Consider the following 23,776-nt stretch of genomic DNA (forward strand, 5'->3'; position numbering starts at 1 on the left):
AACCTATACCCAAACCTATCCCTCTCTCATACCATTGCCAAATATATAGTACACATTCGAAAGGGATAGTGCGGTAGTAGCAAACAATAGCCTACCCTTGCCTCTTCCAAGAAGGGAATTTTAATTGCTTATAAATGAGTGTTAAGCGTGATTATCTATTGGTATCAAGTATACATTATGCACTAATCAGCTGAAAATAGTCTAAAACTGAATAAGCTGCGCGACATGTTGCTCCAGCAGCTCGTTATACAGCTCATTTGTGATCAGTTTCCCGTCGAAGTTTTGCTCTATGTGGGCGAGTTTCAGCTTGGTGGCCATAATGTGCATCCCTAGGTAGTTCAGGATATCCGTGAGGTGACTCAGGGCGAGGCCGCTGCCCTGCATGCCCGACGACAGCCCGATCAAAGCCCCCTTCTTGTTCTGGAAAGGGCAGGGGTAGCTCAGCGCGTCTATAAAAGCCTTCAGCACACCCGGGAAGGAAGAGTTATACTCGGGCACCACAAACACGAACTTGTCTCCTGATGTGATAAGTTCGGTGAGCCTATTGAACTGCTCGTTCTGGCCACAATTCGCATACATCGCTGAGACAATAAAATCATCTGGTAGCTCGGTCAGGTCGAGTATCTGGTATGGTTCTCCCTTTGCTTCGAGCAGGGTGGCATATAAATCTACGATTGCTCTGGACCTGGAGGCGGTTCTGTTTGTGCCTGATATCAGTGTGATCATGATTACTGGTTTTTCTTCATCTTTAACAGCCTGAAGCACCAATGGTTCAGCGGCATTAGGTCGGGTCAGGGAGGCGTATGTATGGGTATAAAAAACAAAAGGGCGAGTGCAGTTCCCTGCACTCGCCCTTTCCTATGCTAAAGCATGGCTTATGCTAGGTTCTCGGAGGTTGCTTTGGCTGAGATAAACTCTCTTCGCATCATGTTGATGTTCTCGAGCGAGATACCCACCGGGCACTCGGCGGCACAAGCCCCAGTGTTGGTGCAGGACCCAAACCCTTCGATATCCATCTGGGCCACCATATTCTCCACACGGGTTTTGCGCTCTGTCTTGCCCTGCGGCAACATAGACATCTGGGAAACCTTGGCACTGACAAACAGTATGGCCGACGCGTTTTTACAGGCGGCCACACAGGCGCCGCACCCGATACAGGTTGCCGCATCAAACGCTTTGTCTGCGATAATTTTCGGGATCGGAATCTCGTTGGCATCTGGCACGCCACCCGTGTTCACGGATATATAACCGCCCGCCTGCTGGATACGGTCAAAGGCCGAGCGGTCTACCACCAGATCCTTGTGCACCGGGAAGGCGGCTGCTCTCCATGGCTCGATGGTGATGGTGTCGCCGTCATTGAAGTGGCGCATGTGCAACTGGCAGGTGGTGGTGCCACGCTCCGGGCCATGCGCACGGCCGTTGATGAACAGACTGCACATGCCACAGATACCCTCACGGCAATCATGGTCAAACGCGATAGGCTCTTCGCCGCGTACGCTCAGATCGTCGTTCAGCACATCCAGCATCTCCAGAAACGACATATCCGGGGATATGCCTTTCATAGGATATGTTACCAGCTGACCTGCGGTCTCTCTATTTTTTTGGCGCCAAACCTTTAGAGTCAGGTCCATCGGTTTAGCATTTGGATTGCTTCCAGCCATTTCTTTTAAATTACGAATTATGAATTACGCATTACGAATTAGTTAAAGGAGCACTACATACTCAACATTCATTTCTAATTCATAATCTCTAATTTTTAATTTACTATTTGTAGCTGCGTTGTGTCAGCTTCACGTTCTCGAACTCCAGGTCTTCCTTGTGCAGGATCGCCTCGTTGCCAACACCCGTAAACTCCCAGGCCGCCACGTACGCATAGTTCTCATCGTCGCGCAGGGCCTCGTTCTCTGGTGTTTGCGACTCCTCGCGGAAGTGGCCGCCACACGACTCGTTTCTGTTCAGGGCATCGTCCACCATCAACTCGCCCAGCTCGAAGAAGTCAGCCACGCGGTTTGCGCGCTCCAGTGTCTGGTTTAGCTCTTCACCCACGCCGGTCACCTTCACGTTGCGCCAGAACTCGTCGCGCAGCTTGCGGATTTCCTGTTTGGCATGCGTCAGGCCTTCCGCGTTGCGGGCCATACCACAGTAGTCCCACATAATCAAGCCAAGCTCCTTGTGGAATTCGTCTACGGTGCGGGTTCCGTTGATGGAAAGCAGTTTGTTGTTTTTAGCGGCAACGGCCTGCTCTGCCTCCAGGAAGGCAGGGTGATTTGTCGGCACTTTGTCTGAAGGCATCTTTGCCAGGTAGTCGCCGATGGTGTAGGGCAGCACGAAGTATCCGTCTGCCAGCCCCTGCATCAGAGCCGAGGCACCGAGTCGGTTTGCACCGTGGTCAGAGAAGTTGCACTCGCCGGCGGCATACAAGCCAGGCACGGTGGTCATCAGGTTATAGTCCACCCAAAGCCCGCCCATGGTATAGTGCACGGCAGGGTAGATGCGCATTGGTCGTGCGTATGGGTTTTCGTCCGTGATTTTGGCATACATCTCGAAGAGGTTGCCATACTTGGCTGCGATAGCCGGCTGTCCTTCGCGCTTGATCGCGTCGGCGAAGTCGAGGTATACCGCCAGTCCGGAAGAACCCACGCCACGGCCTTCGTCGCATACCAGCTTGGCGTTGCGGGAGGCCACGTCGCGCGGCACCAGGTTACCGAAGGCAGGGTACTTTCGCTCCAGGTAATAGTCGCGGTCTTCCTCTGCGATGTCGTTCACCGTGATCTCGCCTTTGCGCAAGCGCTGCGCGATCTCCACTGTCTTCGGCACCCAAACGCGGCCGTCGTTTCGCAGCGACTCCGACATCAGGGTCAGCTTAGACTGGTACTCGCCGGAAACCGGGATGCAGGTCGGGTGGATCTGGGTGAAGCAAGGGTTCGCGAACAGGGCACCTTTCTTGTGCGCGCGCCAGGCCGCCGTAACATTGGAGCCCATGGCGTTGGTAGAAAGGAAGAACACGTTGCCATACCCTCCTGTGGCCAATACCACCGCGTGTGCGCTGTGCGACTCGATCTGGCCAGTGATGAGGTTACGCACGACGATACCGCGCGCTTTGCCATCTACCACTACCAGGTCCAGCATCTCGGTGCGCGGGAACATCTTCACTTTGCCGTAGGCGATCTGGCGGTTCAGGGCAGAGTAAGCACCCAGTAACAACTGCTGTCCGGTCTGGCCGCGGGCGTAGAACGTACGCGATACCTGCGCGCCACCAAACGAGCGGTTTGCCAATAGCCCGCCATAGTCGCGGGCGAAAGGCACACCCTGCGCCACGCACTGGTCGATGATGTTCACAGACACCTGCGCGAGCCGGTACACGTTCGCCTCGCGGGAGCGGTAGTCGCCGCCTTTCACGGTGTCATAAAAGAGACGGAAAACAGAGTCGCCGTCGTTCTGATAGTTTTTGGCGGCATTTATACCTCCCTGCGCGGCAATGGAGTGCGCGCGCCGCGGGGAGTCCTGAAAGCAGAACGCCTTCACGTTGTAGCCAAGCTCGCCAAGCGTGGCGGCGGCCGAGGCTCCGGCCAGTCCGGTGCCCACCACTATTATTTCGTATTTACGCTTGTTGGCCGGGTTCACCAGCTTCACATCAAATTTATGCTTGTCCCACTTTTCAGCTATAGGGCCTTCCGGGATTTTGGAATCTAATATCATAGCAACTATATCGAGTTAGTTATTATCTAAAGAAGAAGAAGAAGTATAGCGGGATGATGGCGAAGCCGAAGCACACAATCACGGAGAAAGCGTAACCGAACATCTGGATAAAAGGCGTATACTTCTTATGGTCGAGGCCCAGGGTCTGGAAGGCGCTCTGGAAACCGTGGATCAGGTGATAGGCAAGCGCGAACATGGCCACCACGTAAATTGCCACGTACCACCATACCTGAAACGATTCCACAACCCGCAGGTATAAGTTCTCATACTCCACGTCGTCGATCACGACACCCTCCAGGCCACCGAAACGGGCAGGCACGAAGAAATTCCACAGGTGAATGATCAGGAACACGAGGATGACAGTGCCGAGCAGGCCCATGTTGCGCGAAGACCAGGTGCTGTTTTGCTCGGGGTGGTTGTTGGCGTAGCCGATCGGGCGGGCAGCCTTGTTGCGGCGCGTCAGCACCAGCGCATCGTATATATGGAAGGCAAAGCCAGCCAGAAGCACGAATTCCATGGTGCGGATAATCGGGTTGGTGCCCATGAAGCGGGAGTAGATGTTGAAGGCTTCCCCGCCGTCGTTGTTAAAGAGCTGAAGGTTACCAATGAGGTGTACTACCAGGAAAGAGCACAGAAAAAGGCCCGTGATCGACATCACGATCTTGCGCCCCATCGTACTGGAAAACGTTTTAGTAAACCAATTCATCTGTATTAGTTATGGGTTAAGTTGACAAGCTTTTTAATTCTCAAAGGTACATGAGGACCCTATATAAACCAATATTAATATCATATTTTGAATCAATCTAAATTGCTACGCGTACCACAAAGTGCTACTATAAAGTAACCTACTAAACTTCTATTTGTTGATAATAAAATCAAAAATCGGGAGTTTTAATTAAGACCTATATTTACCGCAAAACCCAAGTTGTATGCCAGAGAGTTTACGCGTAAGGTATTTGCTGCGCGGCAGTCTGTTGTTTCTGCTGTTCTTGGTGTGGGGCTGTTTTGCCGAAGTGCAGGCCACACACATACGGGCAGGAGACATTACCGCACAGCGAGACACCACCCCCAACCCCAACCCGCGCCGCTTCTTCTTCACAATGATTATTTATACCGACCACGCGTCCAACGCCGAGGACCCCATCGTGTTCATGAACATGGGCGGAGGGGTGATCCTGGAGGTGGCGCGCGGGCCCGTGACAGACATCGGCAACGATGTGGACCGCGAGGAATACAAGTGGGAGTATACCTTCCCGACAGACGGCACGCACCGGGTGTCCTGGGTTGGGGTAAACCGTAACAACGACATCCTGAACATGGCGCCGCCCTCTGACCAGCGCTCGTTTTACATCGAGACGGTCATCAACATCAACGCGCTGCGGGGCTTCAACAGCACACCCGTCCTGACGGTGGCACCGATAGATATTGCCGCCGTGGGTCGCAAGTTTGTGCACAACCCCGGTGCCTACGATGCCGACGGCGACAGCCTCTCTTTCAAACTGATCGTGCCCCGCTACGAGGACGCCCAGGGGCGCATTACCGTAGTGCCGGGCTACAGCCTGCCGCACCTCACCTTCCGGAACGCCAATTGCACCACCTCCGACGGCTCTGGCCCCGCCACCCTGACACTGGACCGCCTGACGGGCCAGCTCACCTGGGACTCGCCCTGCGTGAAAGGGGAGTATAATGTGGCCTTTGTGGTGGAGGAATGGCGCGTGTCTGCCAATGGAGGCGCTGTGAAGCTCGGGGAAGTGGTGCGCGACATGCAGATTCTGGTGAAGGAAACACCTAACCGCCCGCCCGTGCTGGTGCCGCGCGACACCTGTATTGTGGCCGGCACACTGCTGCGCGGCACGGTGGTCGCCACAGACCCCGACAACGACCTGATCAATATCACAGTGGCTGGCTCGGGTATCGTGCCCCCGGCCACTTTCTCACAGACTGTTAACGCCCCCGGACAGGCGGCTGGCCTGCTCTCGTGGCAGACCAAATGCAACGATGTGCGGGAACGCCCTTACCAGGTGATCTTCCGGGCGGAAGACGTGCGGCCACCCGGCGAGACGCGTCTGACCGACCTGCAACCCTGGAACATCACGGTAGTGGGGCCTCCTCCACAGAACCTAGCCGCCAATGAGGCCTCGCAGGGGACCGTGGCCGTTACCTGGGACCCCTACACCTGCACCAATGCCACCACCATGCGTGTGTATCGGCGCGAGGGGCCTTCGGGCTTCGTGCCAGGCCCATGCGAAACCGGCGTGCCAGCCTCCACAGGCTATGTGCTGATCGGGGAGGTGCCGGCCGGCTCAACGAGGTTTGACGACAACACCGTGCAGGCAGGTGTGGAGTATTGCTATATCATCTATGCCGTGTTCCCTTCTCCGGGCCGGGGCGAGAGCCTTGCCTCCAACGAGGCCTGTATCGGCGTAGACCAGGACATCCCATACCTCACCAACGTGACGGTAGACCAAACCGATGCCACAACCGGGCAGATCACAGTGAAGTGGACGCAGCCAGAGGTAAACTCACCCGCCGAGGTGCTGGAGTACCGACTGTCGCGCAAAGTAGGGCAGGGCACTGGCACAGACTTCGTGGAAGTGTCCCGAAGCCGCCGATTAACCGATACCACCTTTGTGGACACGGGCCTGAACACGCTGGAGCAAAGCTATAGGTATAAACTGGATCTTTACCAGGTGCCGGCATCCGGCGGCGGACAGCCTACCGAGGTGCGGGCCACCACCGAAGCCTCAAGCGTGCGGCTGGAGGTATCGCCTGCCGCAGACGATGCCCTGGCATTTGTGCTGGCCTGGACATACCAGGTGCCCTGGGACAACAGCACCCTGCCCGACCGCATTTTCAGGCGTGAGGCAAACGGTGCGCTGGAACTGCTCGATAGCGTGACGGGCAGTACGACAGGCGGCACCTATACCGACAACAGCAACACCCTGCAGCGAGGCGTAGACTACTGTTATGTGGTCGAGACAGCCGGCGCCTACACGGTGGTCGGGTTGCCTTCGCCGCTGCTGAACAAAAGCCAGGAGGCCTGTGCCCAGCTTCCGCTGGAGATATGTGCCCCTGAACTGAGCATCGACCCGCTGGACTGTGCCGCCTTTACCCGCTCGCCACAGTTGCCGCCATACCAGAACGTACTGACCTGGGTGCCGCAGATTACCGGAAACTGCACCGATCAGATTGACTTTTACACGGTATACTTCCGGACCAGCCTCGAAGGCGAATACACCATGCTTGGCACCACCGAGGAAACCACCTTCACGCATTCCGGGCTCGAGTCGTTTGCGGGCTGCTACGTGGTGACGGCCACGGATACCGCCGGGCGCGAGAGCGTCTTCAGCAACGAGGTGTGCAAAGACAACTGTATCTTCTTCAAGCTTCCGAACATCATTACCCCCAACGGCGATAACAGGAACGATGTGTTCCGGCCAGAGCCAGGAACCGCCTTTATCCGCAGCATGAAGTTTAAGGTGTTTAACCGATGGGGCGTGAAGGTGTATGAACGCAACGCGCAAAGCGGCGGCGATGCCCTTTACATCAACTGGGGCGGGGTAGACAACGACGGCAACCGACTTACGGACGGCACTTATTACTATGAAGCCGAAGTAGAATTCCATACCCTGGACCCAAGCAAGGCGAAGGCCACCTACAAGGGTTGGGTTGAGATTGTGAGGTAATGGAGAGCAAAGACACGGATCAACTGCGGGGAAAGCCTGTCGTTTTCTACGACGGAACCTGTGGCTTCTGCCAGGCGAGCGTGCAGCTAGTTTTGAAGTACAACGGGCGGCGCGATTTATACTTCGCGCCGCTGCAGTCCGAAGCGTTTGCGGCCATTGTGCCAGCCGCGCAACGGCCTGAGCCGCTGCCCGATTCTGTGGTTTTTTATGAGCACGGCCAGGTATACACCGAGTCGGAGGCGGTGTTGCGCATTGCCCGCCATCTCGATTTTCCCGTTCGCGCGCTTTACTATTTTCGTTTTATTCCTTTATCTTTCCGCAACATTTTATACCGCTTTATAGCCAGGCACCGCTATAAAATTGCCGGACGGGAAGACGCTTGCCTGCTGCCAAGTCCGGCAGACCGCGCCCGGTTCGTAGCCTAAATTACAGCGTGGTTTATTAGGTATAGCAGTTGTTGCCAACAGGCCGGCTACTGCTCGAAATTAAAGCGGAGAACGAAAAACGAAATTCGAAAAACGATTAACGAATGAAGAAAGCATATATTTTCCCTGGCCAGGGTTCGCAGTTTGTGGGTATGGGCAAAGACCTTTATACCCAGCACGAAGAAGTGAAACAGCTGTTCGATAAGGCCAACGAGATCCTGGGTTTTAACATCACCGAGATCATGTTCAGTGGCACCGATGAGGAGCTGAAGCAAACCAAGGTTACGCAACCCGCCATTTTCCTGCACTCTGTGGCGCAGGCTGCCGTAGCCAAAGACTTTGCCCCGGACATGGTGGCGGGTCACTCGCTGGGAGAGTTCTCAGCACTGGTAGCCAGCAAGGTGCTGAGCTTTGAAGACGGCTTGCGTCTGGTGTCGAAGCGTGCGCTGGCCATGCAGGCGGCCTGCGAGGCGAACCCCTCCACAATGGCGGCCATATTGGGCCTGGAAGATGCGAAAGTGGAAGAAGTGTGTGCCTCGATTGACGAGGTGGTAGTGGCCGCCAATTACAATTGCCCCGGCCAGTTGGTTATCTCCGGCTCCAACAAAGGCATTGAGATTGCCTGCGAGAAAATGAAAGAGGCTGGTGCCAAGCGTGCCTTGCCGCTTCCGGTTGGCGGCGCCTTCCACTCGCCCCTGATGAAGCCGGCTGAGGAGGAACTAGCGAAGGCCATCGAGGAGACTACTTTCTCAGCGGGCATCTGCCCGATCTACCAGAACGTAGACGCCCTGCCCCATACCGACCCATCTGAGATCAAGCAGAACCTGATCAGGCAACTGACTGCCCCGGTGCGTTGGACACAGTCTGTGCAGCAGATGCTGGCTGACGGCGCCACCCATTTCGTGGAGTGCGGCCCAGGCAAGGTGTTGCAGGGTTTGGTAAAGAAAATTGAGAGAACTGCTGAGGTAAGCTCTGCGGAGTAAACTGTAGGAGGTATAAAGTAAAAAGTCCCTCTTTGGCCAGGTGCCAGAGAGGGACTTCTTTTTAGGAGGCCTGTGCATGGTATAAATGTGATGCCAGCAAGACTTAAGCTATGAGAGAGGTGGCGTTATTGATCCCATCAACACTAATTTATTACAGACTTTGCTGGTATAGCATCAGATCTTCGTCATCCGAAGGTAGCCTGACCAGTTTAGTATACACGAGACCCAGCTTTTCCAGCAGCCTTTGGGAGGCCGTATTCTCTTTTGCAGTGATGGCGTAGATTTGCTTGATGCCAAAACAATCCGAAGCAGCCGATTTTATCTTGCTGGCCGCCTCAAACGCGTATCCTTGCCCTGCGAATTGCGGCAAAAAGGCAAAGCCAATGTCAATGCCATCCAACCCTTCCCGGTCATGCAGCCCACACGTTCCCAGCTTTGCACCATCTGCTTTCCGGATGACGGTATAATTGCCATATCCCAACCGCCCTAACTGAGACATCAACTTATTTTTGATATACCCCTTCGCGTCTTCAACAGACCTTACATTTCGGTCGCCGATGAACTGCAGCCATTGTGGCGTGTTCAGGAGCTCAAAAATAAAGGCAGCGTCTTCATACGAAGTGGGCCTTAGTATGAGTCGCTCTGTTTCGAAGGATGTATAGATGGGCAAGTTTTTAAGTGATTAATTAGTGGGGGAGATAGGGTATAGGTCTTTTGCATAATAAAGGTGAGCCATAGCCGAAGCCTGTGTTATGCACCTTGTTGGGCGAAAACATTCTTTATTTTTTTAGCAACTGTATTGTGAATTAAAAGCCCACCAGTAAAAGGGTGTAAACAGAATTGAAATTATGGCTAATGTCAGAGGGATTTTAATTCCGAAGTAAGTATCTATCCCTTTGTTCGTGAATAGATGCACCAATAGGAACACTGACCAAATAACAAGATTTACAAGTGTAGAATATTTAAAAGTTGTCCAGAATCTGTTTTTGTGTGCACAGATGTCTCTTGCCAATATCTTTCCCGCAAACTAAAGAGTAAAGGAGAATGCAATCAACAATCCCAACGTTGCAAATCCATTTGTAAAGAACCATCCAAATAGAAACAAGCTTTCTCCTGTCATAATAACACTGTACAAGGCAAAAAGTACCATTGCACCAATTCCTATAGGCAGGCCTAAGGATAAGGAAGCTTTTGCTCCTGTGATTTCAATGCTTTCCTGTTTTCTCATTATAATTTTTTATACTCCTAACTACTATATAAAAGCCACTATGACGGTTACCCGTACAATCTGGGAAGGCTGCTTTACACCTTTCGAAAAATCAGTAAAATCTCACCCATCAAATCCCCATACCTCCAATTCATCCGGGCAATCCTTCAATAGTTGGTCCACGCTTTTCCCAAGCACCGGGTGCGCCAGATCAGGCGCTATCTCGGCTAGCGGCAGCAGCGTGAAGCGGCGGAGGTGCAACTGTGGGTGCGGGATGGTGAGGCGCTGGGTCTGCAACACCAGTTGGTCATAAAACAGGATGTCGATGTCGATGACGCGGGCGCCCCAATGCTCCTGCCGCACCCGGCCCAGTTCCTGCTCGATCTGGTTGATGGTATGGAGCACCTGCTCCGGAGCGAGTTCGGTTTGCACTTCCAGCACCTGATTCAGGAAATTGGGTTGGTCGGTTTTTCCCCAGGCGGCGGTTTCGTACAGTTTTGAGGCGGTGGTTATACCCCCCACTTGTGCGGCAATGCTTTCACGGGCCTGACGGAGGTATGCGGTGCGGTCGCCGAGGTTGCCGCCCAGCAGCAGGTATAGCTTAGGCATGTTTCCGGAAGAAGGCGATAGTCAGGTCGGCGGCCTGCAGCGCGGGGGCGGGCAGGCCGCTTTCGGTATAAGGGTGTTGTCCGCCAAAGGAGTGATTGGTGTCGGGCAGAAAATGAAGCTCTGCGTCCGGTTTCCAGCTCTTGAGGTCGAGGGCCATTTGGGTAGGCAGGGTTTCGTCCTGCTCGCCGTGCAGCAGGAGCAGGGGTTGCGTCATGCGTTTCACCACGGTTGGGATGTCGAGGCGGTACTTGTTTACGAGGTAGTCCTCCACAATCTGGTAGTAGAGGGGCATCTGCTGGCCGGTGCGGCCGTTCAGCACATACTGCACGCCCTTTTCTTTCCACTGGCCCATGTGCAGCTCGTCCCAGTGGTTGTCGTAGCGGTTCACGGCGGCCCAGGTGGCCACGGCTTTTACACGCGGTTCTTCCGCTGCCTCCAGTATAACGGCCCCACCGCCCCGGCTGTGCCCGATCAGGTAAATCCGGCTCAGGTCCAGTTCCTGGGCCTGCAGCGGCGGGTTGTCGGTGTGCAGCAGCTCGATCAGGGCACGCATGTCGTCCAGTTCCAGGCTGAAGTTGTTTTGCCCGAACGCCTCCAGGTCGTGCATGTCGCTGTAATCCTCCACAGTGGTGCCGTTGTAGGCGAAGTTAAACTTCAGGAACACGAAATCATTCTCGGCAAAATGCCGCGCCAGCAGGTTAAAGTGGCCCCAGTCTTTAAAACCCTTAAAACCATGGGCGAAAATAACAACGGGCTTGGGCTGGCCGTCCTGCCGGTAGGTGGCGTCGGCGGTAAAAGGGCGGCCGTGGTCAGGGTATACTACAAAGTCTACTTTCATTTTTTCTGAGCGCTTATAGGCTAATTTGTTGAACGGTTGAATTTTTTTGCCGCTTGTGTAGGGTATGGATCGCGACGCTTTTGTATTGCGCAGCCATACATGCACCAGTATTTTTTACGATCAGCAGGCACATGCAGCTACAGGCAAGCGACAACCGGCACTTGCATGGGGCGCCAATCTAACAATTTAACCTTGCAGCAATTTAACAATTAAATGCCGTTTTGCCAGCACGGGTTTGGAAACCACTCTGTGAGGTAGTAATATTGCGGTCTTAACACATGAGCATTAGCCTAAAGGAAATACAAGCGCCCATAGCGCCGGAAATGCAGCTTTTCGAAAAGAAGTTCAGAACCTCGATGAAGTCGAAGGTGCTGCTTCTGGACCGGATCATGAGCTACATCGTGAAGCGCAAGGGCAAGCAGATGCGGCCGATGTTCGTGTTCTTCACGGCCAAGCTTTTCAGCCCCAGCATCAGCGAGGCAACCTACCGCGGGGCCGCCCTGATCGAGCTGCTCCACACAGCCACCCTGGTGCACGATGATGTGGTGGACGACGCCAACTACCGTCGTGGTTTTTTCTCCGTAAACGCCCTCTGGAAGAACAAGATAGCCGTGCTGGTGGGCGACTACCTGCTCTCGAAGGGCCTGCTGCTCTCACTGCAAAACGACGATTACGAACTGCTCAAGATCGTGTCGAACGCGGTAAAGGAGATGAGCGAGGGCGAGCTGCTGCAGATAGAGAAAGCCCGCCGCCTCGACATCAACGAAGACGTGTATTTCGACATCATCCGCCAGAAAACCGCCTCCCTGATTGCTTCGTGCTGCGCGGTGGGGGCCGCCTCGGCGGGTGCCTGCAAAGAGGAGATTGAGAAGGCCCGCCTGTTTGGGGAAAAGGTGGGCATCGCCTTCCAGATAAAGGACGACCTGTTCGACTACGGCACCGCCGAGATCGGAAAGCCGGTGGGCATCGACATCAAAGAGAAGAAAATGACGCTGCCCCTGATCCACGCTCTCCGCCACGCCGACTGGCTGACCAAGCGCCGGATGATCTACAACGTGAAAAACAACAACGGTGACAGCAAGCGGGTGCAGCAGGTGATCGAATTCGTGAAGCAGTCTGGTGGCATCGAATACACCGTGCAGCGCATGAACCAGTACCATGCCGAGGCGCTAGCCATCCTGAACACGTTCCCCGCCTCCCCATCCCGAACCTCGCTGGAGCAACTCATCGCTTATACCATCGAGCGAGAGAAATAGCCGTTATTTCCCGGTTTACACCGCATACGTTTTTTAACACGTGTCACTACGTCACTTAAAGGGGTATGCGGAAGCTTTTGGAGGTATAAAAAGTGCCTTGGGAGCACTGAGAAAGCATATGGGCTAGGTCGAGAATAAAAATTGAAACCTTTTCAATGTGTTTGGAGTAGCAGTTGTATTGTGCCGTAGACCGATCCTTTGAATTTCACTTTTTGCTTCGCCCCCTATGCTAACCATGCGTAAGACCCTGCTTCTGTTTAGCACCCTGCTGTTGCTGTTTTCCCCTGATCTGCTGGCTCAGGACCACGAGCCTAAGTTTGTGCACGAAAAATACAGACACCCCACCCAACTGATTGCCGAGAACATGCTGCCGGATGTGTACGAACTGACGAAGCTGTGCGTAAACTCCGTCACCTTTGTGCGCTTTGTTGTAGGGGCTGACGGAAAAGTAAAGAACGTGGCCTGCACCCAGAACACCCCGGCCGTTATAGCGAAGTCGCTGAAGCAGACGGTGCTGACCACCAGCGGGCATTGGTTGCCAAAGGAAGTGAACGGGAAGCCGGTAGAGAGCAAGCCATACCTGCTTCCCGTGATGTTTGATGTGAACTACGGCTGCCCCAAATCCGACAAGAGCACCAACAAATACGAAGAGGCGATGCGCCTCGTGCTGGTGTTCGACGACGGAAACGCGGCAGACGCGATGGAATGCACCATGCTGCCCCCCATGGTGCAGCGTTACGTGAAGCGATAACACAGCGCGCCAGCCCCTGTATACCCTTCAGAGATTTTTGTACCGATCGGAGGTATAACAGCAGTTAAATACGCTGTTACTATAAAAGGCATACTTTCCAAACCACAGTTATGGGGATCAGCAGCGCCACCTGGAACCGCTTTCGCTATACCGTTTACCTGCCCTTATACGATCTGGTGGCAGACCGTGTCTTCCGGCCCTACCGACGGCGGTCTATCGCGCTGCTGCAGGCAGCGCCCACCGATGCCATTCTGCTCTTGGGGGCAGGCACCGGCCTGGATTTGCCATACCTCCGGGGTTATACCCACCTCACCGCCATCGACATTACCCCCGGCATGATCCGGAAACTCTTGAAACGCGCGCAGCGGCTGCACATACCCGTCCGGGCCGAGGTAATGGACGGGGAACGGCTGCGGTTTGCCGACGCGTCTTTCGATGCCGTTATCCTGCACCTTATCCTGGCCGTGATCCCGGACCCGGTGGCCTGTCTTCGGGAGGTGGAGCGGGTGCTGAAGCCTGGCGGCGCCGTGATGGTGTTCGATAAGTTCCTGCCCGACGGCGTGCAGCCCTCGCTCGTCCGCCGCCTGCTCAACCCTGTCACCCGCCTTCTTTTCTCCGACATCAACCGCAGCATGGGCCGCATCCGCTCCCATACCACATTGGTGCAGGAACTGAATGAGCCAGCGGCCCTGGGCGGCGCTTTCCGGGTCATCCGGCTGCGCAAAGCGCCTCTCAGTCTTCAGGGCACAGGCGTATCATGCTGAGCCAGTATGGGTTGGAGGGTTAGAAAAAATGAATAATCATTTGGAGAAATAAAATAATTGACTACCTTCATGACTCTCAAAGGTGATTGATTAATCACTGGAACTAGACCAAGCAACAGACTTTTCGGCTTAACCAATGGAAAATTCACAGTTTATATCACTACCGCAATCGATTCCAGTGCAATGAAACGCATTGTTTTTAAAGAGGACGCAACGCGAAATATTGGCCAAATGCTCTATATAAAAGGATATATCTTGATCTTTATGTCTACAGCACAGATAAAATTTGACAGCCGTGTTCACCAATTGGAGACTGGGTATGATACACAACTTCAAGCTAACTTTATATGCAATCGATTCCAAAAATGCTTTTCATGTGTTTTTTGTCACTCCTGAAGCACCTGGATAAGGCGTGACCCCGAAGGGATTCTTCAAAAAAACCAGGCTAACCATTCATTTCTCATATACCTAATAAATTATCGCTTATGGCAATTTGTACCAGATTATCTTTTGTAATGGCTGTGCTCTGCCTTACAGAGGTTTCATCGAAGGCAGCGATGCTGCCCCCGGCGGCAGACGCTGCGCCCGGCATCAGCTTGCGCAGGGCAGACGTGGTTGTGCAGGGCAAGGTCACTTCGGGCAAGGGGGAACCGCTGCCGGGGGTAACCGTGGTTGTGAAAGGCACCTCCAACGGGGCCACCACCGGGATAGATGGCACCTACTCCCTGCGTATGGCGCAAGCCTCGGGCACGTTGGTGTTCTCCTACATTGGCTTCCTGACGAAGGAGGTTCCGCTGACGGGGCAAACCACCGTGAACGTTGTGCTGACAGAGGACATGAAAGCGCTTGAGGAAGTGGTGGTGGTGGGGTATGGCACCCAGAAGAAAAGCGATATAACCGGTGCCGTGGGCTCGGTGAAGGCAGAAGAGATACAGGAAGTGCCCGTGACAAGCGCTGCACAGGCATTGCAGGGCCGTGTGGCCGGTGTAAACGTGACCATGGCCGGAACCAAGCCCGGTGCGGGCGTCACGGTACGGGTGCGCGGTAACCGCTCCTTTTCCGCCAACAACGACCCCCTGTACGTGCTGGACGGAATTCCGATCACAGGCGGCATCAACGATATCGCCCCGCAGGACATCTCCTCCATCGAGGTGCTGAAAGATGCCTCGGCCACGGCCATATATGGCTCGCGGGGTGCGAACGGCGTGGTGCTCGTGACCACCAAGCGGGGTACGGTGGGCAAGCCGCAGGTGTCTTACGACACGTATGTCGGGTTCTCGAAGGCGTTGGGCAAGGTAGACATGATGAATGGTGCCGAGTTTGCCGAGTACAAGCGTGAGTCGCGGAGGGCCACGGGCAACTACAACGATAACGACCCTGAGGCAGCAGATAAAGCCCTGTTCGAGCCTGTGGAGCTGGAGTCTATCCGGTTGGGCCGGTCGACAGACTACCAGGAGGAAATGCTGCGCACCGGTATGATCCAGAATCACCAGCTAGGCGTGAATGGCGGCACGGAGAACACCCGCTACGCCGTTTCGCTGAACTACTTCAAGGACGAGGGCATCATCAAAATCCAGGACATGTCGCGCTATACTCTCCGCGTGAACCTGGACCAGAAGATCGGGGATCGGATTAAGTTCGGCGTTTCCTCGCTGATCAGCAAGAGCGTGCTGAACGGACTGAACCTCAACCCCTATGACGATGCGCTGGCAGAGAACCCGTTGGGCGTGCCCTATGATGAGCAAGGCAACCTGATTTTCCTGCCCACCAACGACGGCCTGCGCTCAAACCCGCTGAGCGAGCTGCAGAAGGGCGCGCTGATAAACCGGGAAGACCGTTTCCGGGTTTTCAGCAGCCTGTACGGCGAGGTGCAGCTGGCCGAGGGGCTCAGCTACCGCCTGAACTTCGGCCCTGACCTGATCCAGAGCCGGACGGGCAACTTCACCGGCCGCTTTACCAACGCCCGCCGCGGCAATGCGCCCACTGCGCGCACCGACGAGAACCAGGTGTTCAACTATACCCTCGAGAACATCGTCAACTACAACAAAACCTTCGCTGAGAAGCATAGCCTCAATTTCACGGGCCTCTACAGTGTGCAGCAGCGGCAGGAGGAAGCATCGAACGTCGATGTGTTCGGCGTGCCGGCCGAAAGCATGGAATACTACAACCTGGGGTCCGCCGCCAAGGTGACCGGGGTGGGCTCCTTCTATCAGAAATGGAATATCCTCTCGTATATGGCCCGGGTGAACTACGGGTATGACAGCCGCTACCTGCTGACGCTCACCGGGCGGGCCGACGGTTCCTCCCGATTTGCGGATGGCAAGAAATGGGGCTTCTTCCCGTCGGTGGCGCTGGGCTGGAACATCAGCAACGAAGCGTTCCTGCAGGACATCACCTGGCTCACGACGCTGCGTCTGCGCGGCAGCTACGGCGAAACCGGCAACACAGGCATCGACCCCTACCAGACACAGGGCTCTCTGGCCCGCACCACCTATTCCTTTGGCAACACCGGCCTGTTCGGCTTTCGCCCGGGCGCTATACCTAACGATAACCTCCGCTGGGAAACGACAAGCTCCTACAACATCGGGATGGATTACGGGCTCTGGAACAACCGCATATCTGGTAGCGTGGAGTTTTACCGCCAGAACACCCGGGACTTGCTGCTGCAGCGCCAGTTGCCCTATACCAGTGGGTTCGGGAATGTGCTGGAGAACATCGGAAGCACCCAAAACACAGGCGTAGAGTTTGCCCTTTCGGCCGTGGTCATCCCCGGAAACGACTTTAACTGGTCGGTGGACCTGAACGCATTTGCCAACAAGGAGAAGATTGTGGAGCTGTACGGGGGCAAGACCGACGACGTGGGCAGCCAGTGGTTCATCGGCCAGCCGATCAACGTGTTCTACGACTATGAGAAAATTGGCATATGGCAGACAGATGAGGCGGAGCAGGCGAAGGTATACGGCCAGAAACCAGGCGAGATCAAGGTGCGGGATGTGAACCAGGACAACCAGATCACGGCCGATGACCGTGTGCTGCTCGGCACGCCGCGGCCTGACTGGCAGGGTGGTATGACGCACCGCTTCTCCTACAAGAACTTCGATTTGTCTGTCTTTGTCTTCGGGCAGTTCGGCAACGAGATCATCAGCAACCTGCACGAGGGCGGCCCGATCAACCTGTTTGGCCGTTACAACAGCCTGGACGTGGACTACTGGACGCCGACCAACCTGACCAACGCCTACCCACGGCCTAATCAGAACCAGGAACGCCCTGTATATGCCAGCACGCTGCGCTATTTCGACGGTTCTTTCGTGAAAATCCGGAACATCAACCTCGGCTACAATCTCCCGACGGCCCTGACAGACAAGATAAAGCTGGGATCGGTGCGGATATACGCCACGGCGCAGCAGCCGTTTATCTTCTCCTCCTACGTGGACGACTACAAAGGCATCGACCCGGAGTTCCCGCGCCAGGATACCCCGTCCTACTCGCAGTACCTGTTAGGGCTTAACGTTAAATTTTAGAACCTATACCTGAATTTTATGAAACGACATATATATAGCCTGCTGATCATCTCCTGCCTCTCCACCTCGTGCAACCACCTGCTGGAGGAGGACTTGCGCACCGACCTGACGGAGCCCTTTATCAACACAAGCGACGGCCTGGAGGCCGCGGTGGTGGCCGCGTACCAGCCCCTGCGCCAGTACTACGGCGTGGAGCGCGGCATGACCACCACCGTGTTCGGCACCGACATTTACATGCAGGGTTCGGATGGCAGTTTCAAGTTTTTCGACACCTACTCGTCTCAGCTGGACGCCCGGAACGACTACAGCCGGGAAATCTGGAACAACTTCTACGTGGGTATAAACACTGCCAACGCCGTGATCGGGCGGGCGCCCCAGATCACGGACATGAACGAGGTGACCCGCAACATCCGCATCGGCGAGGCAAAGTTCCTGCGGGCGCACCACTACTTCATCCTGGTGCAGACCTACGGGCCGGTACACATCACGCTGGAGGAGACAAAGGTTGTGGAGACTGCCTCCAGCCGGTCTAGCGTGAAGGATGTGTACGACGTGATTGTGGCGGACCTGGAGGCGGCCATCGCGCAGCTGCCGGCCAGCTCCAATGATTGGGGGAGAGCCACTAAGCCTGCCGCCGAGCACTTGCTGGCCAGGGTGCTGCTGACGCGCGCCAGTTCCACCGCGGCGCAGCCAACCGACTACGAGCGCGCCGCGGCACTCGCCAAAACCGTTATCAACGACTACAGCTACCGGCTGCTGCCGGATGTGGCGAACGTGTTTGCGCAGGGCAACGAGCAGAACGACGAGGTGATTTTTGCCGCCCAGTACATCAACGAACTGATCTACAACGGCGACGGCCCCAACAACGCCAGTCGCTTTGTGCTGATGCAGTATGACATTGAGCCGGGCATGAAGCGCGACCTGACGAATGGCACTCCCTGGAAGCGCTTCCGGCCAACCGACTTCCTGCTGAACGAGGTATACGCCGACCGTGAGAACGATGCCCGGTATGACAAGTTCTTCAAGAAGGTTTTCTACGCAAACAACGCCACCACCATCCCGAAGGTGAACGGGGCAGCGGCCTATAGCGTGGGCGACACCGCCATCTGGCTGCCGGGCGTGGAACTGCCTGCCAGCGTGGTGGCCAGCAAGCCATACCAGGTCGTGCTGCCAAGCCAGTATACCCCTAAAAAATACCCCTCGCTCAGGAAGTTTGAGGATGCCCTGCGGCCCGACAACCAGGCTGCCGGCGTGCGCGACTTCCCGATGATGCGCCTGGCGGAAACATACCTGATCGCGGCGGAGGCGCTGATGATGAGCGGCAAGGCCGAGGAGGCGGCCCAGTACATCAACACACTCCGGAAAAGGGCCGCAAAGGTAGGGGCCACGCCCGAGGAGACGGAGCGGCACCTGCAAGCCATGGTCGTGTCGCCGGGCCAGCTCGACATCGACTTTATCCTGAATGAAAGAGCGCGGGAACTGGTGGGCGAGATGTTCCGCTGGTTTGACCTGGTGCGGACAGGGAAGCTGGTGGAGCGCGTGAAGGCCTACAACCCATATGGGGCCGCCAACATAGAGGCACACCATGTGCTTCGCCCCATACCCCAGGACCAGATCGACCGGACCAGCTCCGAGTTCGCTCAGAACCCCGGTTACTAAGCGGCAGCGCTCACCCGGCTCAGGCAGGTTTATACCTGAGCCGGGTGAGCGCCTGTTCGCTCGCTCGGATATCCCTTTGAAAGCTGCTCGTTTGCCGTGGCGCATGCCAAGGCTGCCATATCAAATGTAAAATGACTATATTACTACCTGAGCGGGCCTGTTGGCACAGAAGCAGGATGCAGCAGGATGTCAAGCTCATATAAAAAACAGAATTTACAACAACCACACACATACCATGAAAAAAAGCCATTTGCCACTTTTGCTTATGCCATTGCTTATCGCCGGTGTCCAGTCCGGGTGCTCAACCAATCATAATGAGACCGTGCAAAATTCCGAAAACATACAAGAGGCCGGCTGGACGGAGCTGTTCAACGGCAAGGACCTGACGGGCTGGAAACAGATCAACGGTAAAGCCAGCTACAAGGTAGAGGATGGGGCCATCGTGGGAACCACCGTGATGGACTCACCCAACAGCTTCCTGGCCGCCGATAAGGAGTATGGCGACTTTATACTGGAATTTGAGGTGATGCTCAACAACGACATCAACAGCGGCGTGCAGTTCCGCAGCATCTCGGATCCCGCCGTGATGGAGGGCCGCGTGCATGGCTACCAGTTTGAGCTGGACCCATCCGACCGGAAATGGACGGGTGGTATCTACGACGAGGCCCGGCGCGGCTGGCTATACCCCCTGTCGCTGAACCCCGACGCCCAGTCGGCCTTTAAGAAGGGAGAGTGGAACAAAGCCCGTATCGAAGCCATCGGCAATAAGATCAAAACCTGGATAAACGACGTGCCCGTGGCCTCGGTGGTAGACGACATGACGCCGAAAGGCGTGCTTGCCCTGCAGGTGCATTCCATCGGCAACGCCGCCGATGCCGGGAAAGAAATCAAGTGGCGCAACATCCGCATCAAAACCACAGACCTGACCCCGCGCGAGGGGCACGATGCCTACGTGGTGAACCTGGTGCCCAACACCCTGACCGACGAGGAGAAGGCCCAGGGCTGGAGCCTGCTTTGGGACGGCAAAACGACCAACGGCTGGCGCGGTGCCTACCAGGATAAGTTCCCGGAGGGCGGCTGGAAGCTGCAGAACGGCGAGCTGCAGGTGCTGGAGTCGGGCGGCGCCGAGTCGGTGAACGGCGGCGACATCGTGACGGAGAAGGAGTACGGTGCGTTTGAGCTGCAGGTGCAGTTTAAGCTGACGGAAGGCGCCAACAGCGGCATCAAATACTTCGTGACCGAGAAAGAGAAAGTAGGCAAGGGCTCGGCGATCGGGCTGGAGTACCAGGTGCTGGATGATGAGAAGCACCCGGACGCCAAGATGGGCCGCGACGGCAACCGCACCATCGCCTCGCTGTATGACCTGAAGACTTCCGAGAAGAACCCGCGCTTTATCAAGCCCGTGGGCGAGTGGAACCTGGCGCGCCTGGTCGTGAAGCCCGACAACACCGTGGAGCACTGGCTCAATGGCATCAAGGTGCTGGAGTACAAGCGTGGCTCGCAGGAGTTCCGCGACCTGGTGAAGATCAGCAAGTACAAAGACTGGGAGAACTTCGGGGAGGCGGAGAAAGGACACATCCTGCTGCAGGACCACGGCAACAACGTCGCTTTCAGAAGCATCAAAATCAAAGAGTTGTAACACGGCTCAAAGGGTAGATTGGTTTTTTTCAGGCGCCGATTTCCGGGGGAGAAGGCGTAAGGGTATGGCGCCCGGCTAAGCTTACGGCAGCCAGAAGCGAGGCATTAACTTCAAAAATTTACAAGAGATGAAAGAAGGTATAGAGCATCAACAGCAAAACGCACGGCGCGACTTTATCAGGAAGGCGGCCATCGGCACGCTGGGTTTTTCGGTGATGGGCTTCAGCGCCAAAAGCTACGGTAGGATACTGGGGGCCAACGACCGGGTGCGGGTAGGCATCGTCGGGTTTTCTGATCGGTTCAGGCACTCCCTCTACCCGGCCTTTATGGACCACGCGAAAGCGATGAACTTCGAGTTTGTGGGCGTGTCCGACATCTGGAACCGCCGCCGCGACGAGGCTGAGGCCTACGCGAAGGAAAAGCACGGCATCAAGCTGAAAAAATACCGCAACAACGACGAGCTATACAGCAAGAAGGACGTTGACGCAGTGATCATCAGCACCGCCGACTTCCAGCACGCGCTGATGGGCGTGGAGGCTGTGCGCAACGGCAAGGACGTGTACCTGGAGAAGCCAATGGCGGAGACCATGGAAGATGCCCGCGCGATTCTGAAGGCGGTAAACGAGACGGGCAAGATCGTGCAGATCGGGTCGCAGCGCCGCAGCGCACCCAACTACATCGCGGCCAACGAGTACATCAAGTCCGGCAAGTTCGGCGACATCAAGATGGTGGAGATGACCTGGAACGTGAACCAGCCGGGGCGCTGGAGACGGCCGGAGCTGGTGAGCCAGATCCGGAAAGAAGACACCGACTGGGACCGCTTCCTGATGAACCGCCCGAAAGTGGCCTGGGACCCCCGCAAGTACCTGGAGTACCGCCTGTTCTGGCCATACTCCTCCGGTATACCGGGCCAGTGGATGTCGCACCAGATAGACACCGTGCACTGGTTCACGGACCTGGAGCACCCGCGCAGCGTGTCGGCCAACGGCGGCATCTATATGTGGGCAGATGGCCGCGAGAACCCGGACACCATGACAGCCGTGTTTGACTACGGCCCCGGAAGCGAGCCCGGCAAAGGCTTTCAGGTGGTATACTCGTCACGGTTCAGCAACTCGGCTGGCGGCGTGAAGGAACTGTATTACTCCAACGGCGGCATGCTGAACCTCGACACGAACATGATCACCTCCGAGGGAGGCCTGACCCAGAACATGGCGGACCAAATGGGGATGCAGGCGAACCTGCTGCCGGACTATACCCTGCCCAGCGACGCGAAGGTTTCGACGGACGCCAACACGGGCGGCGACCCGATGACCTCGCTGCACATGCGCAACTGGATGGAGTGCGTGCGCAGCCGCGAAACGCCGCACGCCTCGGTAAAGGCGGGCTACAACCACTCGGTTGCCAACATCATGACCCGAACTGCCCTGCAAACGGGCAAGCGCGTGACTTTTGACAAAGCGAAGCAGGAGATTATCGCCAGCTAAATGTCCTTTGAGGGAGCCATACGGGTGCAGAACGGGCAACGGAATTCCCGCTGCTGAATACAGGCCATACCATAGGTATGGCCACTGACAAAACTTGATCGAACAGGTATGAGACAAAATTGGAGATGGGGGCTGGCTGTGCTTGGCGTTTGGCTGGCCTGCGCTTTGGGCGGGAATTTTATGGCGATGGGCCAGGCGAAAACCAACCGCATCCAGCTGACAGTAAACAGAAAGGCCAAGCGGGTGGATGTCACCATCGACGGCAAGCCCTTCACGTCCTATGTATACCCTGAGGAGGTAAAGAAGCCGGTTTTATACCCTATCCGCACAGCCAAAGGCACTGTGGTTACCCGGGGCTGGCCACTGGAACCAAGGCCTGGCGAGCGTGTGGACCATCCGCACCATGTGGGGCTCTGGTTCAATTACGGCGACGTGAACGGGCACGACTTCTGGAACAACTCCAACGATACCGGCGACCACAAGGGCCCTTTCGGCACCATCCGGCACCGCCGTGTGGACAAGATGACCAGTGGCAACGACCAGGCCTCGCTGGAGGTGAGCGCCGAATGGCAAAAGCCTGACGGCACGCCCTTGCTGGTGGAAACCACCCGCTTCGTTTTCCGGGGCGACGGCGACACCCGCACCATCGACCGGATCACCACCCTCACGGCGCAGAAAGAGGATGTGCTGTTTAAGGACAACAAAGAAGGCCTGATCGCTTTGCGGGTGGCACGTGAACTGGAACACCCGTCCACCAAACCCGAGGTGTTCACGGATGCCAGCGGAAAGGCCACCGCGGTGCCCCAACTGAACAACGAGGGCGTGACAGGGCTGTACCACAGCAGCAAGGGTATAACCGGCGATGCGGTATGGGGAACCCGCGCCGAGTGGGTAAGCCTGAACGGGAAAATAGGCAAGGAGCCCATCGCAGTCGTGATCATGGACAACCCGCAGAACGTGGGCTTCCCGACCTACTGGCATGCGCGTGGCTATGGCCTGTTTGCGGCCAACCCGCTGGGCCAGCAGGCAATGAGCGAGGGCAAGGAAGAACTCAATTTCAAACTCCCGGCCGGCGAGTCGGTCACTTTCCGGCATCGCGTGCTCATTCACTCCGGGGCAGACTTCAACACCGGGCAGGCAGAAACGGCGTACCAGCGCTTCATCCAGAAGCAGAGCGGCGTGTCAAAAGGAAAATAAAGCCGATAGTTTTGCGTGGATGCCTCCGCAGGGTGTACGTTTGATTGTGAGCCGGATGT

Annotated in this window: 19 protein-coding genes; 11 read left to right on the plus strand and 8 right to left on the minus strand. The window is 56.0% G+C overall.

All coding sequences use genetic code 11. The features are described from left to right. Positions 1–201 precede the first annotated feature (201 nt). The 4 genes from MKJ04_RS08830 to MKJ04_RS08845 form a co-directional block, all read right to left on the minus strand. Positions 202–726: an NADPH-dependent FMN reductase gene (locus MKJ04_RS08830; protein WP_241641235.1), complete on the minus strand. Its 525-nt coding sequence runs from the start codon at positions 724–726 to the stop codon at positions 202–204. A 149-nt stretch (positions 727–875) separates the two neighbouring features. Continuing rightward, positions 876–1,631: a succinate dehydrogenase/fumarate reductase iron-sulfur subunit gene (locus MKJ04_RS08835; protein WP_241641237.1), complete on the minus strand. Its 756-nt coding sequence runs from the start codon at positions 1,629–1,631 to the stop codon at positions 876–878. A 133-nt stretch (positions 1,632–1,764) separates the two neighbouring features. Beyond that, positions 1,765–3,699, minus strand: a complete 1,935-nt coding sequence (locus tag MKJ04_RS08840) for a fumarate reductase/succinate dehydrogenase flavoprotein subunit (RefSeq protein WP_241641238.1) — start codon at positions 3,697–3,699, stop codon at positions 1,765–1,767. A 22-nt stretch (positions 3,700–3,721) separates the two neighbouring features. Beyond that, positions 3,722–4,405 carry a succinate dehydrogenase cytochrome b subunit gene (locus tag MKJ04_RS08845; protein WP_241641239.1) on the minus strand — a complete coding sequence of 228 codons (684 nt, stop codon included), beginning with the start codon at positions 4,403–4,405 and terminating at the stop codon, positions 3,722–3,724. Between the two features lie 223 nt (positions 4,406–4,628). On the opposite strand from MKJ04_RS08845, the gene MKJ04_RS08850 reads away from it, so the two are divergent. From MKJ04_RS08850 to fabD, 3 genes are all read left to right on the plus strand, one after another. Then, positions 4,629–7,385, plus strand: a complete 2,757-nt coding sequence (locus MKJ04_RS08850; RefSeq protein ID WP_241641240.1) for a gliding motility-associated C-terminal domain-containing protein — start codon at positions 4,629–4,631, stop codon at positions 7,383–7,385. Beyond that, entirely contained in the window at positions 7,385–7,810 is a 426-nt protein-coding gene (locus MKJ04_RS08855; RefSeq protein ID WP_241641241.1) for a thiol-disulfide oxidoreductase DCC family protein, read from the plus strand. The genes MKJ04_RS08850 and MKJ04_RS08855 overlap by 1 nt, the downstream gene beginning before the upstream one ends. Before the next feature lie 104 nt (positions 7,811–7,914). Next, positions 7,915–8,793 carry an ACP S-malonyltransferase gene (gene fabD, locus MKJ04_RS08860; RefSeq protein WP_241641242.1) on the plus strand — a complete coding sequence of 293 codons (879 nt, stop codon included), beginning with the start codon at positions 7,915–7,917 and terminating at the stop codon, positions 8,791–8,793. Between the two features lie 151 nt (positions 8,794–8,944). Here fabD and MKJ04_RS08865 read toward each other — a convergent pair whose 3' ends face one another. The 4 genes from MKJ04_RS08865 to MKJ04_RS08880 all read right to left on the minus strand — a co-directional run bounded on the left by MKJ04_RS08865 (position 8,945) and on the right by MKJ04_RS08880 (position 11,447). Continuing rightward, complete coding sequence (locus MKJ04_RS08865; protein WP_241641243.1) at positions 8,945–9,463, minus strand: GNAT family N-acetyltransferase; 519 nt, start codon at positions 9,461–9,463, stop codon at positions 8,945–8,947. Between the two features lie 357 nt (positions 9,464–9,820). Beyond that, the gene (locus MKJ04_RS08870; protein WP_241641244.1) at positions 9,821–10,021 is read right to left on the minus strand and encodes a hypothetical protein; all 201 of its coding nucleotides are present in this window, start codon (positions 10,019–10,021) and stop codon (positions 9,821–9,823) included. A gap of 102 nt (positions 10,022–10,123) precedes the next feature. Further along, positions 10,124–10,609: a 2-amino-4-hydroxy-6-hydroxymethyldihydropteridine diphosphokinase gene (folK, locus tag MKJ04_RS08875; RefSeq protein WP_241641245.1), complete on the minus strand. Its 486-nt coding sequence runs from the start codon at positions 10,607–10,609 to the stop codon at positions 10,124–10,126. Continuing rightward, entirely contained in the window at positions 10,602–11,447 is an 846-nt protein-coding gene (locus MKJ04_RS08880; RefSeq protein WP_241641246.1) for an alpha/beta hydrolase family protein, read from the minus strand. Before MKJ04_RS08880 ends, folK begins: the two co-directional genes overlap by 8 nt. 278 nt (positions 11,448–11,725) lie before the next feature. On the opposite strand from MKJ04_RS08880, the gene MKJ04_RS08885 reads away from it, so the two are divergent. The 8 genes from MKJ04_RS08885 to MKJ04_RS08920 all read left to right on the plus strand — a co-directional run bounded on the left by MKJ04_RS08885 (position 11,726) and on the right by MKJ04_RS08920 (position 23,717). Next, positions 11,726–12,703 (plus strand): polyprenyl synthetase family protein, encoded by a 978-nt coding sequence (locus MKJ04_RS08885; RefSeq protein ID WP_241641247.1) that lies wholly within the window; start codon positions 11,726–11,728, stop codon positions 12,701–12,703. Positions 12,704–12,938: 235 nt separating this feature from the next. Then, the gene (locus MKJ04_RS08890; protein WP_241641248.1) at positions 12,939–13,454 is read left to right on the plus strand and encodes an energy transducer TonB; all 516 of its coding nucleotides are present in this window, start codon (positions 12,939–12,941) and stop codon (positions 13,452–13,454) included. A gap of 110 nt (positions 13,455–13,564) precedes the next feature. Next, on the plus strand, positions 13,565–14,218 hold the full coding sequence (locus MKJ04_RS08895) for a class I SAM-dependent methyltransferase (RefSeq protein WP_241641249.1): 654 nt from the start codon (positions 13,565–13,567) through the stop codon (positions 14,216–14,218). A 485-nt stretch (positions 14,219–14,703) separates the two neighbouring features. Next, entirely contained in the window at positions 14,704–17,739 is a 3,036-nt protein-coding gene (locus MKJ04_RS08900; protein ID WP_241641250.1) for a SusC/RagA family TonB-linked outer membrane protein, read from the plus strand. A gap of 18 nt (positions 17,740–17,757) precedes the next feature. Continuing rightward, positions 17,758–19,398, plus strand: coding sequence for a RagB/SusD family nutrient uptake outer membrane protein (locus MKJ04_RS08905; protein ID WP_241641251.1), 1,641 nt, complete (start codon positions 17,758–17,760; stop codon positions 19,396–19,398). 322 nt (positions 19,399–19,720) lie between these two features. Continuing rightward, the gene (locus tag MKJ04_RS08910; RefSeq protein WP_241641253.1) at positions 19,721–21,037 is read left to right on the plus strand and encodes a DUF1080 domain-containing protein; all 1,317 of its coding nucleotides are present in this window, start codon (positions 19,721–19,723) and stop codon (positions 21,035–21,037) included. A 127-nt stretch (positions 21,038–21,164) separates the two neighbouring features. Continuing rightward, positions 21,165–22,520: a Gfo/Idh/MocA family oxidoreductase gene (locus tag MKJ04_RS08915; RefSeq protein WP_241641254.1), complete on the plus strand. Its 1,356-nt coding sequence runs from the start codon at positions 21,165–21,167 to the stop codon at positions 22,518–22,520. 180 nt (positions 22,521–22,700) lie between these two features. Next, positions 22,701–23,717: a PmoA family protein gene (locus MKJ04_RS08920; RefSeq protein WP_241641268.1), complete on the plus strand. Its 1,017-nt coding sequence runs from the start codon at positions 22,701–22,703 to the stop codon at positions 23,715–23,717. Positions 23,718–23,776 lie beyond the last annotated feature (59 nt).

It is taken from the genome of Pontibacter sp. E15-1 (assembly GCF_022601975.1).
Taxonomy (GTDB): Bacteria; Bacteroidota; Bacteroidia; order Cytophagales; family Hymenobacteraceae; genus Pontibacter.